This is a genomic window from Kitasatospora sp. NPDC127035 (assembly GCF_042726075.1).
In the GTDB taxonomy this organism is placed as follows: Bacteria; Actinomycetota; Actinomycetes; order Streptomycetales; family Streptomycetaceae; genus Kitasatospora.
Map to the genome: position 1 here is coordinate 115,337 of NZ_JBHXDN010000019.1, position 14,145 is coordinate 129,481.

12 protein-coding genes are annotated in these 14,145 nt (G+C 74.9%); 7 read left to right on the top strand and 5 right to left on the bottom strand.

What is annotated here, in order from left to right; genetic code table 11:
* Positions 1–48: 48 nt before the first annotated feature.
* The 3 genes from ACFWIC_RS16135 to ACFWIC_RS16145 all read right to left on the bottom strand — a co-directional run bounded on the left by ACFWIC_RS16135 (position 49) and on the right by ACFWIC_RS16145 (position 2,319).
* Entirely contained in the window at positions 49–663 is a 615-nt protein-coding gene (locus ACFWIC_RS16135) for an HhH-GPD-type base excision DNA repair protein (protein ID WP_380519019.1), read from the bottom strand.
* Positions 664–852: 189 nt separating this feature from the next.
* Positions 853–1,407, bottom strand: a complete 555-nt coding sequence (locus tag ACFWIC_RS16140; RefSeq protein ID WP_380519021.1) for a class IV adenylate cyclase — start codon at positions 1,405–1,407, stop codon at positions 853–855.
* A 177-nt stretch (positions 1,408–1,584) separates the two neighbouring features.
* Positions 1,585–2,319 carry a TetR/AcrR family transcriptional regulator gene (locus ACFWIC_RS16145; RefSeq protein ID WP_355405335.1) on the bottom strand — a complete coding sequence of 245 codons (735 nt, stop codon included), beginning with the start codon at positions 2,317–2,319 and terminating at the stop codon, positions 1,585–1,587.
* 73 nt (positions 2,320–2,392) lie between these two features.
* On the opposite strand from ACFWIC_RS16145, the gene ACFWIC_RS16150 reads away from it, so the two are divergent.
* From ACFWIC_RS16150 to ACFWIC_RS16165, 4 genes are all read left to right on the top strand, one after another.
* Positions 2,393–3,133, top strand: a complete 741-nt coding sequence (locus tag ACFWIC_RS16150) for an NAD(P)-dependent oxidoreductase (RefSeq protein WP_380519024.1) — start codon at positions 2,393–2,395, stop codon at positions 3,131–3,133.
* 355 nt (positions 3,134–3,488) lie between these two features.
* The gene (locus tag ACFWIC_RS16155) at positions 3,489–6,194 is read left to right on the top strand and encodes a germacradienol/geosmin synthase (RefSeq protein ID WP_380519027.1); all 2,706 of its coding nucleotides are present in this window, start codon (positions 3,489–3,491) and stop codon (positions 6,192–6,194) included.
* A gap of 178 nt (positions 6,195–6,372) precedes the next feature.
* Positions 6,373–7,179, top strand: a complete 807-nt coding sequence (locus ACFWIC_RS16160; protein WP_329884961.1) for a VOC family protein — start codon at positions 6,373–6,375, stop codon at positions 7,177–7,179.
* Positions 7,176–7,670: a DinB family protein gene (locus ACFWIC_RS16165; protein ID WP_380355962.1), complete on the top strand. Its 495-nt coding sequence runs from the start codon at positions 7,176–7,178 to the stop codon at positions 7,668–7,670. The genes ACFWIC_RS16160 and ACFWIC_RS16165 overlap by 4 nt, the downstream gene beginning before the upstream one ends.
* Here ACFWIC_RS16165 and ACFWIC_RS16170 read toward each other — a convergent pair.
* Positions 7,633–8,424, bottom strand: coding sequence for an ArsR/SmtB family transcription factor (locus ACFWIC_RS16170; protein ID WP_380355965.1), 792 nt, complete (start codon positions 8,422–8,424; stop codon positions 7,633–7,635). The two genes, ACFWIC_RS16165 and ACFWIC_RS16170, sit on opposite strands and share 38 nt — an antisense overlap.
* Positions 8,425–8,489: 65 nt before the next feature.
* Here ACFWIC_RS16170 and ACFWIC_RS16175 point away from each other — a divergent pair, with 65 nt between their 5' ends.
* Both ACFWIC_RS16175 and ACFWIC_RS16180 read left to right on the top strand, forming a co-directional pair.
* A complete protein-coding gene (locus ACFWIC_RS16175) occupies positions 8,490–9,617 on the top strand; it encodes a hypothetical protein (RefSeq protein WP_380519031.1) in 1,128 nt (375 codons plus the stop codon).
* Positions 9,614–10,450 (top strand): isocitrate lyase/phosphoenolpyruvate mutase family protein, encoded by an 837-nt coding sequence (locus ACFWIC_RS16180; RefSeq protein ID WP_329948763.1) that lies wholly within the window; start codon positions 9,614–9,616, stop codon positions 10,448–10,450. The genes ACFWIC_RS16175 and ACFWIC_RS16180 overlap by 4 nt, the downstream gene beginning before the upstream one ends.
* Before the next feature lie 117 nt (positions 10,451–10,567).
* Here ACFWIC_RS16180 and ACFWIC_RS16185 read toward each other — a convergent pair whose 3' ends face one another.
* On the bottom strand, positions 10,568–11,485 hold the full coding sequence (locus ACFWIC_RS16185) for an alpha/beta hydrolase (RefSeq protein ID WP_329948762.1): 918 nt from the start codon (positions 11,483–11,485) through the stop codon (positions 10,568–10,570).
* A 211-nt stretch (positions 11,486–11,696) separates the two neighbouring features.
* Here ACFWIC_RS16185 and ACFWIC_RS16190 point away from each other — a divergent pair, with 211 nt between their 5' ends.
* Entirely contained in the window at positions 11,697–13,970 is a 2,274-nt protein-coding gene (locus tag ACFWIC_RS16190) for a BTAD domain-containing putative transcriptional regulator (protein WP_380519035.1), read from the top strand.
* Positions 13,971–14,145 lie beyond the last annotated feature (175 nt).

Consider the following 14,145-nt stretch of genomic DNA (forward strand, 5'->3'; position numbering starts at 1 on the left):
GGGCACCGGCGGTGACGGACGTTCAGAAATACCGGGAAGTCAGGGCGTTCAGGCCCGGACCTTGGCCTTCGCGTCGGCCGCCACCTTGGCCTCCTTGGCGACCCGCTTCACCTCCTGTTTGTGGGCGCGGACCTGCTCCAGAGACTCCGGGCCGGTGATGTCGGCGACCGAGTGGAAGGCCCCCTCCTCGCCGTACGTACCCGCCGCCTCGCGCCAGCCGTCCGGCTGCACGCCGTACTGCTTGCCGAGGAGGGCCAGGAAGATCTGCGACTTCTGCTTCCCGAACCCGGGAAGGGCGTTGAGCCGGCTGAGCAGTTCCTTTCCGGTCGTGGCGCTCTGCCAGAGGGCGGCGGCGTCCCCGTCGTACTGGGCCACCAGGAACTGGCAGAGCTGCTGCACCCGTTTGGCCATCGCCGCCGGGTAGCGGTGCACGGCCGGCTTGTCGGAGAGCAGCGCGACGAACGCCTCCGGGTTGTACGCGGCGATCTCGTGCGCGTCGAGGTCCTTGTGTCCGAGCCGCTGTGCGATGGTGAGCGGCCCGGCGAACGCCCACTCCATGGGCACCTGCTGGTCCAGCAGCATTCCGACGAGCGCGGCGAGCGGGCTCCGCCCGAGCAGTTCGTCGGCCTCGGGCTGTTGCGCCAGCCGCACGGTGACGTTCATGGGGATGACCTCCTCGGAGCATGGACTCGGGTCGCCGCCCAGTCTGCTGGACGGGGGAGGAGGCGACGGCGTCAACACGCCAGAAGGGATGGATTGCTTGGCTCAAGCGGATGGTTCGTCAGCGGAATTGTTTCGGTGTCGACGAGCGGGGCAGCGGCGCCCCGGTGGGGGGCCGCCGCGCGGCGTCGTTCACGCCAGGCCGAGGGCCAGGTGGGGGCAGCCGAGGTGGAGGCGGGGACCCAGGGGGATGCGGAGGGAGGCGATGAACGCCTCCAGCCGGGCGGTGGCGTCCTCGACCGTGTCGGCGTCACCCTTGAACTCGAACTCCACGAAGTCGCCGAGCCCGGCCACGGTGTCGAAGGCGACGGCGACCTCGTCGGCCCGCCACTCCTCGCGGACCTTGTCGACCACGGTCAGTTCGGCGAAGTCGAGGGCGTCGAGGAGGCGGCGGACCGCCTCGGCGTCGGCGACGGTCGTCTCGTACTCGTCGCAGTGGGTCTTGACCGGCTCCGGGAGCGGGTGGAAGCGCTTGAAGTTGAGGGAGGACGAGCCGTCCTCGACGCGGACGGGGAGCCATTCGGAGACCACCCGGTTGTCGAGGAAGTCCCGGTGCGGGGCGTTGTCGTACGTGTCGACCTGGCGGCTCGGGCGGCCCGGGGTGGCGCCGCGGGCGAGGAGGATCGCCTTCAACTCCCCGGGAGGGCAGGGGAGTCGGAACTTCTGCTCGATCTCGGTGTACTGCACGACGGGTACCCCCAGGGTGCGGTTCGGGCTCCGGTGGGCGGAGCGCCGGCGCCGCCCGGGTGATCGGTCACCCGTCACTCTCCCCTCCGGTGCCGGTCGGCGGCGCCGGTCGGTCGACTCGTAGGCCGGTCAGCCAGTCGCCCGTTCAGCGGTTCGCTCGTTCAGCCGTTCGCTCGCTCAGCCGTTCAGGCCCAAGGATCGTACGAGCGCGCCGAGTTCCTGGTCGAAGAGCTTTCCGGGGCTGACGGTCTGCCGGCTCAGGTGCCCGTAGACCTCCAGGGAGACCGTGCCGTGCAGGGAACCCCAGATGCGAAGGGCGAGCGCCACGCCGGCCGGCGGCAGGTCGGGGTACGCCGGGCGGACCTTGGCCAGGAGGCCGGGGTCGAAGTCGGACCAGTCGAAGCCGGGCGACTCCGGCCCGTGGTCCGCGTGGCGCGGGCCGGCGTGCGGCCAGGCGGCGTCGGCCAGGCCGGCGAGCCCGGTGCAGACGCGGTGCGCCGCGTCCGGTGCGGCGCCGCCCTCGGGGGCGCGGTAGCCGGGCACGGGGTCGCCGTAGATGAGCCGGAAGCCCTCCGGATTGCCCAGTGCCCAGTCCCGGAAGGCGCGCGCCCAGGCGCGGATCCGGGTGGCCGGTGGATCGGCGGGCGTGGCGGCCCACGCGGCGTCGACGGCGTCGGCCAGCGCGGTGTAGACGTCGTCGATCAGTGCGGTGACGAGGTCGTCGCGGGTGGCGAAGTAGCCGTAGATGGCGTTGGCGGTCATGCCCATCTCCCGGGCGATGGCCCGCAGGGTGATGGCGTCCGGTCCGCCCGAGGCCATCAGGGCCAGCGCGACGTCCTTGATCTCCGCCGTCGTCTCGGCCCGCAGTCGTTCGCGGCGTCCCCGGGTGCTTCTCGTCGTCGCGCTCTCCACGCCGGTCACTGTACAGCGCCTCGGTTCTGATTGCCGTATCAAAACTTCACGCCGTATAGTTTCGCAACGCCGTATGGCAATCATGTCGGACGTGCCGGAACAGGGGAGAGCCATGCACATCGGAGTCATCGGAGCGGCCGGGACCATCGGCAGCCGCGTCGTCACCGAAGCCCTCGCGCGCGGGCACCGGGTGGCCGCGTTCAGCAGGGACGCCGCCCGGATCCGCGAGGGGCGGGAGAACATCGACTGGAGGAGCGTCGACGTCCTCGACGCCGGCAGCATCGCGGCCGTCCTGCCCGGGCTGGACGTGCTGATCAGCGGTTACCAGCCCGGCAACGCCGCGCAGGACATGGCCGACACCCTGCGCCGGTCGATCGCCGATCCCACCGCCTACGCCACCGCCGCCCGGGCGCTGCTGAAGGCGCTGGAGTCCCACCCCCGCACCCGGCTCATCGTGATCGGCGGCGCCGGCAGTCTGGAGGCCGAGCCGGGCCTCGTCCGGGCCGACTCGGACGAACTCCTGCACGACACCCTCGACGGGGTCGGCCTGCCCCGGGAGTACGCCGCCGCGGTGCGCGGCCACCGGGACGCGCTGAACGTCCTGCGCACCTCCAACCGGCTCTGGACGTACTTCAGTCCGGCGGAGTCCATCGCCCCCGGCGAGCGCACCGGCCGGTTCCGGATCGGTGGCGACCAGCCCGTCCTCGACGCCGACGGGCGCAGTCACATCTCCGCGGAGGACGCCGCGGTCGCCCTCGTCGACGAGGCCGAGCTGCCCCGCTTCGTCCAGCGCCGCTTTACGATCGGCTACTGACCCCGAGCCCCCCGCCCGCCGAACCCTCGACCGGGGCTGGGGCGGGCTGCCGCCAGGACTCCTTCCGGGCGGGCCCCTCCGGCTGCGGGATGCGGATCCCCTCGGCGCGCACTCCGGCGCTGACCTTTCCGGTGACTGGGGTGGGGCCGATCAGTCGTACAGGTGATCCAGTGTGGGGGTGGTTTTTGGGCGGGTGTTCGAACCGGTCGGGTTATCTCATATGACTGTTCCTGTTCGTCGGTCGAGATCGTCGGTGACGGGTAATGCTGAGCCGACCGGGTGGCGGTGCCGTGCAACGGAGCTCCGTTTCGCCGTGCCGGTCGGCCCCGTCGACGCGTCCAGAAAGGCTCGCCCGGTGACCCAGCCGTTCGAACTGCCGTCCTTCTACGTGCCGCACCCGGCGCGTCTCAGCCCCCATCTCGAACAGGCCCGGGTCCACTCCCGCGAGTGGGCCCGGGAGATGGGCATGCTGGAGGGATCGGGCATCTGGACCCAGGTCGACCTGGACGCCCACGACTACGGACTGCTCTGCGCCTACACCCACCCCGACGCCTCCGCCGAGGCGTTGTCACTGGTCACGGACTGGTACGTCTGGGTGTTCTTCTTCGACGACCACTTCCTGGAGATCTACAAGCGCACCAACGACCGGAAGGGCGGCAAGGCGTACCTGGACCGGCTGCCGCTCTTCATGCCGGCCGACCCGGGTGTCCCGCTGCCCGAGCCGACCAACCCGGTCGAGGCCGGCCTGGCCGACCTCTGGCGTCGCACCGTGCCGTCGATGGGCGAGGACTGGCGGGTCCGGTTCGCGGAGAGCACCCGGAACCTCCTCAACGAGTCCCTCTGGGAGCTGGCCAACATCAACGCCGGCCGGGTCAGCAACCCGGTCGAGTACATCGAGATGCGCCGCAAGGTCGGTGGCGCGCCCTGGTCGGCCGGGCTGATCGAGTACGCGGCCCACGCCGAGGTGCCGGCGGAGGTGTCCGGTTCGCGTCCGCTGCGGGTGCTGATGGACGCCTTCTCGGACGGGGTCCACCTGCGCAACGACCTCTTCTCGTACCAGCGGGAGGTCGAGGACGAGGGCGAACTCAGCAACGGCGTGCTGGTGCTGGAGAGGTTCCTGGACTGCACCACGCAGGAGGCCGCCGAGGCCGTCAACGACCTCCTCACCTCGCGGCTCCAGCAGTTCGAGAACACCGTGTTCACCGAACTCCCGCAGCTGTTCGCCGACTCCGGGCTCGACCCGGCGGGCTGCGCCAAGGTGCTGGCCTACGTCAAGGGTCTGCAGGACTGGCAGTCCGGCGGGCACGAGTGGCACATGCGGTCCAGCCGGTACATGAACGGCGGCGGCGCGGCCGCGGGCAAGGCCACCTGGTGGGACCCGTTCGCGATCGGCGGCGTCGGGACCTCGGCGCTGGACGTGCTGCGCTCCGGCGCGCTGCGTGACCTCGCCGACGAGCTGGGGTCGTTGAGCCGGTCCGGGCCGGCTTCGCGCGCCGCCGCCGGGCCCGGTGCGGCCGTGATCGCGGGCCTGTCGCCGGCCTCGCTGGAGTCTCCGGGGACGGGGCTGATCGGCGGTTCGCACGGCGACGCCGAGCCCGGCGTGCGGCGGGCGCGCTCCCACACCCACGTGCCGTTCCAGGAGGTCGGACCCTCCCGGCTCCCCGAGTTCAGGCTGCCGTTCACCGTCGAGCTGAGCCCGTACCTGGACGCGGCACGGCTCAACACGGTCGAGTGGGGTCGCCGGATGGGCATGCTGGAGCCCCAACCGGGCGTCCCCGCCTCGCACATCTGGACCGCCGAGAAGCTCGCCGACTACGACTTCCCGCTCTGCTCGGCCGGCATCCACCCGGACGCCAGCGCCGCCCAACTCGACCTCACCTCGGCCTGGTTGACCTGGGGCACGTACGCGGACGACTACTTCCCGGCGGTGTTCGGCCAGACCCGGGACCTCGCCGGCGCCAAGGCGGTCAACGCCCGGCTCTCGGACTTCATGCCGGTCGACGGCGGGCCCGCCCCGGTGCCGGGGAACGCCCTGGAGCGCGGGCTGGCCGACGCCTGGGCGCGGACCGCCGGGCCGATGACCGTCGAGGCCCGGCGGCGGCTCCGCGAGGCCGTCGAGGAGATGACGCTGAGCTGGATCTGGGAGCTCAACAACCAGGCACAGAACCGGATCCCGGACCCGGTCGACTACCTGGAGATGCGTCGGGCCACCTTCGGGTCCGACCTCACCATGAGCCTCTGCCGTCTGGCCCACGGACAGATCGTCCCTCCCGCCGTCTACGAGAGCGGCCCGATGGGTTCGCTGGAGAAGGCGGCTGCCGACTACGCCTGCATGATGAACGACCTCCACTCGTACCAGAAGGAGGTGCAGTTCGAGGGCGAGGTGCACAACATGGTGCTGGTGGTGCAGAACTTCTTCAACTGCGACTACCCGGCGGCGGTCCGGATCGTCGACGATCTGATGCACTCGCGGCTGGCCCAGTTCCAGCACGTGGCGGCGAACGAATTCCCTGTGCTGTACGACGACTTCGCGCTGGAGCCCGCCGCGCGGGCGATGCTCGACGGGTACGTCGGCGAGCTGGAGAACTGGCTGGCCGGAATCCTGATCTGGCACCGGGACTGCCGCCGGTACCGGGAGGAGGACCTGCTGCGGCACTTCGGGAGCGAGGCGGGCCCGGTCCCGGACGAAGTGGGGGCGGGAGACGTGGCGCCGGCGGCTCCGGACGCCGCGGCCTCGGGTATCGCGGCCTCGGGTATCGCGGCGCCGGGTGTCGCGGCGCCGGGTACGGCGGTGACGGCGGGTGCGGCCGACGGCGGTGTGGTGCCGGAGCCCGCCCGGGCCGGGTTCGCGTGGTTCGTCCCGACCGGGCTGGGGACGTCCGCGGTCCGCCCGGCGGCGGCGGTGTCGGTCTCGGCGTCGGTGGTGCGTGCGGAGGCGGGGGCGGTCGGCGGCGCCGCGGAGTCGGCGCCGCGTCCGGGTGCGGTGCCGGCCGGGCCGACCGGGTTCGGCACGCTGGGTGCGCAGCCGGTGCCGGTCGCGGGTGTGTCGCAGGTCGGGTAGCGGTCACGACGGTGCGCGGCGGTCCGCCGGGGAGTGTCCCGGCGGGCCGCCGTCGCGTCCCGGGCGGGGCGGCGGGGCGGGCCTCGCGGGTGGTCGGGGCCGGGTGGACGCGCGGGCGCCCGGGGGACTGGCTAGTGTGGCAAATCGGGACGAAATGCCACACGGAGAGGGCTGGGCCATGACCGTGCAACCCGAGGGAACGCCCTGTTGGGCCGACGCGATGTTCACCGACCTGGAGGGCGCGAAGGTCTTCTACGGAGAAGTACTGGGCTGGACCTTCGGCGAGTCCTCGTCCGAGTACGGCAACTACACGCAGGCCTACGTGGACGGCAAGGCCGTCGCCGCGATCGTCCCGCCCATGCCCGGCCAGCCGATCGAATCGATCAAGTCGGCGTGGTGCCTCTACCTCGCCTCGCCGGACGCCGCCGCCACCGCCGAGAAGATCCGCGGCAACGGCGGCGAGGTCCTGATGGGCCCGATGCAGGTCGGCGAGTTCGGTTCGATGGTGATCGCCAAGGACCCGGGAGGCGTCGTCTTCGGCGTCTGGCAGGCCGGCACCCACGAGGGGTTCGAGGTGCAGGGGGTCCCCGGTGCCTACACCTGGGCCGAGGTCGTCACCCGCGAGCCCGGTCGGGCCGACGCGTTCTTCCCCGCCGTCTTCCCCTACACGGTCAAGCGGATGGACGTCGAAGAGGTCGACTACAAGGTCTTCGAGATCGGCGGGGCCCCGGTGCTCGGCCGGATGAAGGCCGGTCCGGACGACCTGCCGCCCGAGGCGCCGAACTACGTGAGCGTCTACTTCGCGGTGGAGGACTGCGACGCGACCGTCGCCAAGATCACCCTGCACGGCGGGCAGCTCTACTTCGGCCCGATGGACAGCCCGTTCGGCAGGTTCGCGGCGGTCGGCGACCCCGGGGGCGCGGCGTTCGGCGTGATCGCCCTCGGCGCGACCGTCGGCGACATGCCCGGGATGGTGGCCGAATGAGCGGCAACTCCGAGCGTGCGGACCTGCTCCAGACCCTGGACAAGCACCGGGGCTTCCTGCGCTACACCGTCCGCGACCTCACCGACGAGCAGGCCGCCCGCCGCACGACGGCCAGCGAGCTGTGCCTGGGCGGCCTGATCAAGCACGTCTCCGGGGTGGAGTCCCGCTGGCTGCGGTTCGCGGTCGGCGGCGCGGCCGCGATGGAGGACGAACCGGTCGACTGGGCAGGGCAGTTCCTGATGACCGACGGCGAGACCCTGGCCGGACTGCTCGCCGCGTACGAGCGGGTGGCGGCCGAGACCGACGAACTGGTCGCGACCCTCCCCGACCTCGACCTGGCCCACCCGCTGCCCCAGGCGCCGTGGTTCGAACCGGGTGCCTCCTGGTCGGCCCGGCGGGTGCTGCTGCACGTCATCGCCGAGACCGCGCAGCACGCCGGGCACGCCGACATCATCAGGGAGTCGCTGGACGGCGCGAAGACGATGGGCTGAGCGGGTCCTGCCGCGCCTCGAACTCCACCCCGAGCAGCTCGCGCAGCGCCCGGTCGCCCTCCGCCGTCACCCGCAGCGCCCGTCCGGAGCCGATGCGTTCCACCCAGGCCCGGTCCAGCGCCGTCCGGCACAGCGCCGCCCCGAACGCGCCGCCCAGGTGCCCGCGCCGCTCCGTCCAGTCCAGGCAGCTGCGGACCACCGGGCGCCCGCCCCCGCGCCCGGACCGGGCCGGCAGCTCCACACCCAGCTCGGCCAGCCACGCCCGCCCCCGCTCGGTGAGGGCCGGACCGGAGTCCTCGGCGACCAGCCCGCGCGTCAGGACGGCGTCGCAGACCGCCACGCCGAGCCGGCCCGCGAGGTGGTCGTAGCAGGTCCGGGCGCGGGCCTCGGCGCTCATCCGGGTGGATTCGCGCAGGGAACGCGGCCCGGGGGCGGACCGCGGGGTCGCGGACAGCGGGGTCGGGGCCAGCGTGACGCCGGACGCCGGGGTCGCGGGCGAGAACGACGACAGGTCCTCGATCAGTGTGGCCACCGCCGGGCCGGCCAGCCGGACGTACCGGTGCCGGCCCTGCCGCTCCTCGGCCAGCAGGCCGCCGGCGATCAGACGGGACAGATGCTCACTCGCCGTGGACGGGGCCACGCCCGCGTACCGGGCCAGCTCGCCGGCGGTCCAGGCCCGGCCGTCGAGCAGAGCGGTGCAGAACGCGGCGCGGGTCGGGTCGGCGAGCAGTCCGGCGAGCTGGGCGAGCGACATGGCTCCATGGTGCCGCGTGGACGCTTCGGCCGACACCGAAGTGTTCCGTCCCTAGCGTGAGGGCCATGCGTACTCCGGTCGTTCGTGTCGCCTCCTCCTCGTCCGCTCCCGTTCCGGCTCCCGTTCGTGCGTCCGTTCCTGCCCTGGGCCCGGATGCGGTCCCCGAGTCCGTCCCCGAGCCGGTGACCGGTGCGGCCAGGGGCGCCGACGCGCTCGTACCGGTCCGGTTCGACCGGTACGAGCACGTCACGGCCGCGCTCGCCGATCCCGCCCTCGTGCCGGTGCCCGCCGCCCCCGGGCCGGTCGGCGGCGCGGCCTGGCTGCGTGCCACGGTGGCGCGGTTCAGCGCGGGCGAGCGGCACGCCGTGCGCCGGGCGGGCGTCGAGGCCGACCTGGCCCGCCTCGACCCGGACGCGCTGCGGGCGTCGGCCGCCGCCGGCTCCGAGCCGGACGCCGGTCTGCGGGCGGTACGGGTCCTCGCGCAGGCGTTGGGCCTGGCCGAGCCGGACGCGGTCGCGCGAGCGGTCGCCGCGGTGGCGCGCGTCTACTTCGTCGAGCGGCCGGACGACCCGGAGGCCGACGCCGCCGTGGCCTGGCTGCTGCCCCGGATGCTGCCCGACGAGGACCCGGTGGGGCGCGGCGGGGCGGGGGCGGAGGCGGGCCACGGTCCGGCGGAGCGCCGTCCGGCGGAGCACGGCGCGGCTGCCGTCCGCGCGGCCGAGGAACGGGCCGCCAACCGGATCGGCCTGCTCGTCCAGTCCTTCGACGCCACCGCAACCCTCGTCGACCACGCCCGCCGGGCCGTCGGCAGCGGCGCCGACCCGATCGACGCGGCGCTGCGCCACGACCCGCCCGTCCGGACGATGCGCCGCCACGCCGTCCGGGACACCGAGGTCGGTGGGGTGCCGGTCCCCGCCGGGGCCCAGGTGGTGCTCGACGTCGCCGCCGCCCAGGCGGGCCGCCCCGGGCTGCCCCCGCTGACCTTCGGCGCTCCGCCCCGGCTCTGCCCCGGCCGCACCCACGCCCTGGCGATCGCGTCCGGCATCCTGCACGGCGCCGCGGACCCGGCCGGATCCTCGCCCGACGCCCCCGACCCCGACCCCGACGGGCTCGTCCCCGCCCCGGGCGTCCCCGGCCCGGTCGTCCCCGCCCCGGTCGGCGACCTCCGCCCGCACGAGAGGACCGCCCGATGAGCGCGCCCACCCCGTTCGCCGCCCTGCACCACCGGGCGGGCGAGCCGTTGCTGCTCCCCAACGCCTGGGACCACGCCTCCGCCGCCCTCCTGGCCGAGCAGGGCTTCCCCGCCGTCGGCACCACCAGCCTGGGCGTCGCCGCAGCCGCCGGGCTGCCCGACGGCGTCGCCGCCACCCGCGCGGAGACCCTCCGGCTGGCGCGCCGCCTCGGCCGTACCGGCCGTTACCTGCTCTCCGTCGACGTGGAGAACGGATTCAGCGACGACCCCGGAGAAGTCGGCTCCCTCGCAGCCGAGTTGGCCGATGCCGGGGCCGTCGGCATCAACCTGGAGGACGGTCGTGCGGACGGCACGCTCACCCCCGCCGCCCTGCACGCCGCCAAGATCGCCGCCGTCAGGTCCGCCGCTCCCGGCCTCTTCGTCAACGCCCGTACCGACACCCATTGGCTCGCCGTGCCGGACGCCGGCCGGGAGACCGACCGCCGGCTCGCCGCCTACCGGCAGGCCGGCGCGGACGGGGTGTTCGTCCCGGGCCTCGCCGATCCGGCGGCCATCGCGGAACTCTGCGCCACCCTCGACGTCCCGTTGAACATCCTCTACAGCCCGACCGGACCGACCGTCCCCGATCTCGCCGCCCTCGGCGTCTCCCGCGTCAGCCTCGGCTCGCTCCTCTACCGCACCGCCCTGGCCGCCGCCACGGCCACCGCCGTCGCGATCCGTGCCGGCGCCCCTGCCCCGGATCCCGGCACCGGGACGCCCGGCTACGCCGCGGTGCAGGCCCTCCACCACGACCGGCCCGGACCGGTCCCCCCGGCCGGGCCGCCGCCCCGCTGACCGCCGACGCCGGTGCTCCGCCGCCCGGCGTCCCGTCGCCCGTCGCACCCCGGCGTCCCGCCGTCGTCCTGCGGGAGGCGGCGGGACGGGGAATCGGAGGCCGGCAGGTGCGGAGGGTCAGCGGGTGAGGAGGGCGCGGAGGGCGGACGCCACCTCGGCCGGGGCCTCCTCGGCCATGAAGTGGCCGTAGGGGACGGTCGCGTGGTGCAGGTCGGGAGCCCAGGCGCGCCAGCGGGCGGCGGCGTCGAAGCCCAGGGCGGCGCCCCAGTCCTGCTGGAGGACGGTGACCGGCATGCGCAGCCGTCGGCCGGCCTCGCGGTCGGCGCGGTCGTGGTCGACGTCCGTACCGGCCGAGGCGCGGTAGTCGGCGACGATCGACGGGACGGCGGCGCGGCAGGCGGACAGGTAGGCGGCGCGGACCTCGTCCGGCAGGGCCTCCGGGTCGCGTGCCCAGAGGTCGAGGAAGTGGCCGAAGAAGGCGTCCGCGCTCGCGCCGATCATGGTTTCGGGCAGTCCCGGCGGCTGAGCCATCAGGTAGAGGTGGAACCCGACGGCGGCGGTGGTGCCGTGCATGACCTCCCACGTGTCGAGGGTCGGGAGCACGTCCAGCGCGGCGAGGTGGGTGACGGTGTCCGGGTGGTCGAGCCCGGCCCGGACCGCGACCAGCGCGCCGCGGTCGTGCCCGGCCAGCGCGAAGCGGTCGTGACCCAGCGCCCGGGCGAGGGCCACGACGTCGGCGGCCATGGTGCGCTTGCTGTACGCGGTGCCCCCGGGGTCGGTGGGCTTGTCGCTGGCGCCGTAGCCGCGCAGGTCGGGACAGATGACGGTGTGGTCGGCGGCGAGGTCCGCGGCCACGTGCCGCCACATCAGGTGGGTCTGCGGGAAGCCGTGCAGGAGGACGACCGGGCTTCCGCTGCCGGCGACGGCGGTGTGGAGCGCCACGCCTTCCGCGACGGGGACGCGCAGGTACTCGAAGCCGGGGACGGCGGGGGAGGGCGTGGGGACGGGGGTCGGCCGGGGGGTGGGGAGGGGCACGGGGCGGCCTTTCTCGGTGGGCGGTTCTTCGCTGCACCACGAGCCTCGCCGACGCGAATCAGCATCCGGTCAGCGTCAGCGGCAGTTGTCGGCGGCTGGTGTCTGCGGCCGGTGTCGGTGCGGCCGCAGGGGTCGCCAGGAGCGCCGGGGTCGCCGGGGTCGCCGGGGTCGGCGTACCGGGCCGGTGCGGCGGACGCCGTACGGTGGCGGAGTGACGAGGGTGTCCGGAGAAGCGGGGCGGACGGGGACCGTGTTCGGGGTCCTCGGGCCGGTGGTGGCCGAGCGGGCCGGCGGCGGGGTGCTCGCACTGAAAGGGCCGCGGCACCGGGCGGTGCTGGCGCGGCTGATCGTGGCCCGCCGGCGGGTCGTTCCCGTCACCCGTCTGGTCGAGGACCTCTGGACGGAGCCGCCGCCGGGCGCCGTCGGGGCCGTACAGACCTTCGTCTCCGCGCTGCGCCGCGTCCTGGAACCGGATCGTCCGCCGCGTTCCCCGGCGAGGCTGCTGGTCACGGAGGGGCGGGGCTACGCGCTGCGCGCCGGACCGGACGAGGTCGACGCCTGGCGCTTCGAGGCCGCGGTCGCCGGCGCGGTGCACGGGGAAGGAACGGCGCGGGGTGAGGGCGCGGAGGCGGCCCTGCTGCGGTTGGACGAGGCGCTCGCTCTCTGGCGCGGCCCCGCCTACACCGAGTACGTCGAGGAGGACTGGGCCCGCGCGGAGCGGGCCCGCCTCGCCGAGCTGCGGCTGCTGGCCGTGGAGCGGCGGGCCGAGGCGAGGCTGGCGCTCGGCCGGGCCGCCGACGCCGTCCCCGACCTCGACGCGCACCTCGTCGACCACCCCTGGCGCGAGGACGCCTGGCGGCTGCTGGCGCTCGCGCTCTACCGGCAGGGCCGCCAGGGCGAGGCGCTCGCCGTGCTGCGCCGGGCCCGGACGACGCTGGTCGAGCAGTTGGGACTGGACCCGGCTCCGCGGCTGCGTGCCCTGGAGGCGGACATCCTCGCGCAGTCGCCCGCCCTCGACGGCGACCGGGACCGGGACCTCGACCCCGGCCCTGGCCCTGGCCCTGGCACCGGTCCCGGACCGGGCCCCGGTGCCGTGGACGGCGGGCCCGTCGACGCCACCGCCCGGCTCTGGACGTCCGCCGCCGCGGCGTACGACCGGAGCGTGGCCGCCGGGGCCCGGGCCCGCCTGGAGTCCACCGTCGGCCTGCTCCGCAGCCTGGCGGTCACCGGCCCCGACGGCCTGGCGGCTGCCCGACAGCACCGGTGGGCCGCGGTCGAGGCGGCGGAGGAGTTCGGCGATCCCGAGCTCACCGCCCGGGTTCTCGGGGCCTTCGACGTCCCCGCGATCTGGCCGCGCAGCGACGATCCGGCGCTCGCGGCCCGGCTGGTCGCCGCCGCCGAACGCACCCTCGCCGCCCTTCCGGACGGCGGCGTCCACGATCCGGCGCGCTGCCGGTTGCTGGCGACGGTCGCCGTCGAGACGCGCGGTGCCCGGTCGGCCCGTGCGCTGCGGGCGGCGCACGAGGCGGAGACGATCGCCCGGCGGCTGGACGACCCGGCGCTGCTCGCCTTCGCCCTCAACGGTGTGTTCATGCAGTCCTTCGCCGGAGCCGGCCTCGCCGGGCGGCGGGATGCGATCGGGGCGGAACTGGTCGCGCTGGCCGCCCGCCACGGTCTGACCACGTACGAGGTGCTCGGCCACCTGATCCGGATGCAGTCCCGCAGCGCGTTCGCGGACTGGCCGGCCGCCGACGGGCACGCCGCCGCTGCGGACCGGCTCGCCGAGCGGCACGAGCTTCCGTCGGTGGGGGTGTTCACCGACGGGTACCGCGCGCTGCGGCTGGCCGCCGAGGACCACCCGGCCTCCGCCGGGTGGGCCGCCGCCGGGTGGGCCCCCGCCGGGTGGGCCCCCGCCGGGTGGGCCGCCGACAGGCGTGGACGGGCCGAGGCCGCCTACCGGGCCGTGGCCGACCGGCTCGACGCGGCCGGGATGCCCGGCATGGCCCCGGGACTCCGCGCGCTTGCGCTGTTGTCGCTGCCCGCCGCCGAACGAGCCCGGGCCGAGGCCCGGCGGCCGGACGAGGTCGAGAGCGGGGCCGAGGGCGGCTCCGAGAACAGGGCCATGGACGGCGACACGGACCGCGACCCGGACTGGGCGCGCGCCGTCGGACCGGACCGGGACTGGGGTCCGTACCGCCCGTGGGTCGAACCGCTCGTGCTCGCCGCCGCAGGCCGGGACACCGAGGCCCGCGCCGCCCTGCACGCCCTCCCCGAGCCCCTGGCCGATCCCCTCTACGAGGTCTGCTGCTGCCTGGAGGCCGCCGCCGCCCGCCTGCTCCACGACCGCCCGGCGCTCCGCCGCGCCCATGCCCGCCTGCTCCCCGCCGTCGGCGAACTCGCGGGCGCAGCATCGGGGTTGCTCTCCTTCGGCCCGGTCGCCGGCCACCTCGCGACCGTCGCCCGGGCGCTGGGTCACGCCGGCTGATGGCCGGTCCGGGGCCCGCTTCGTCCGCCTCCGCCCGCCGGGTGCGCCTGCCTCCGTCCGTCTCCGCCTCGCCCCTGTGCCCGCCTCCGGTCGCCGTTCCGGTTGACGGTCGAGCGAGTGAACTGCGCCGCGGAAGGTTCGATCACGGACTCCTGCGAGGTATCCCTGCCCGGGA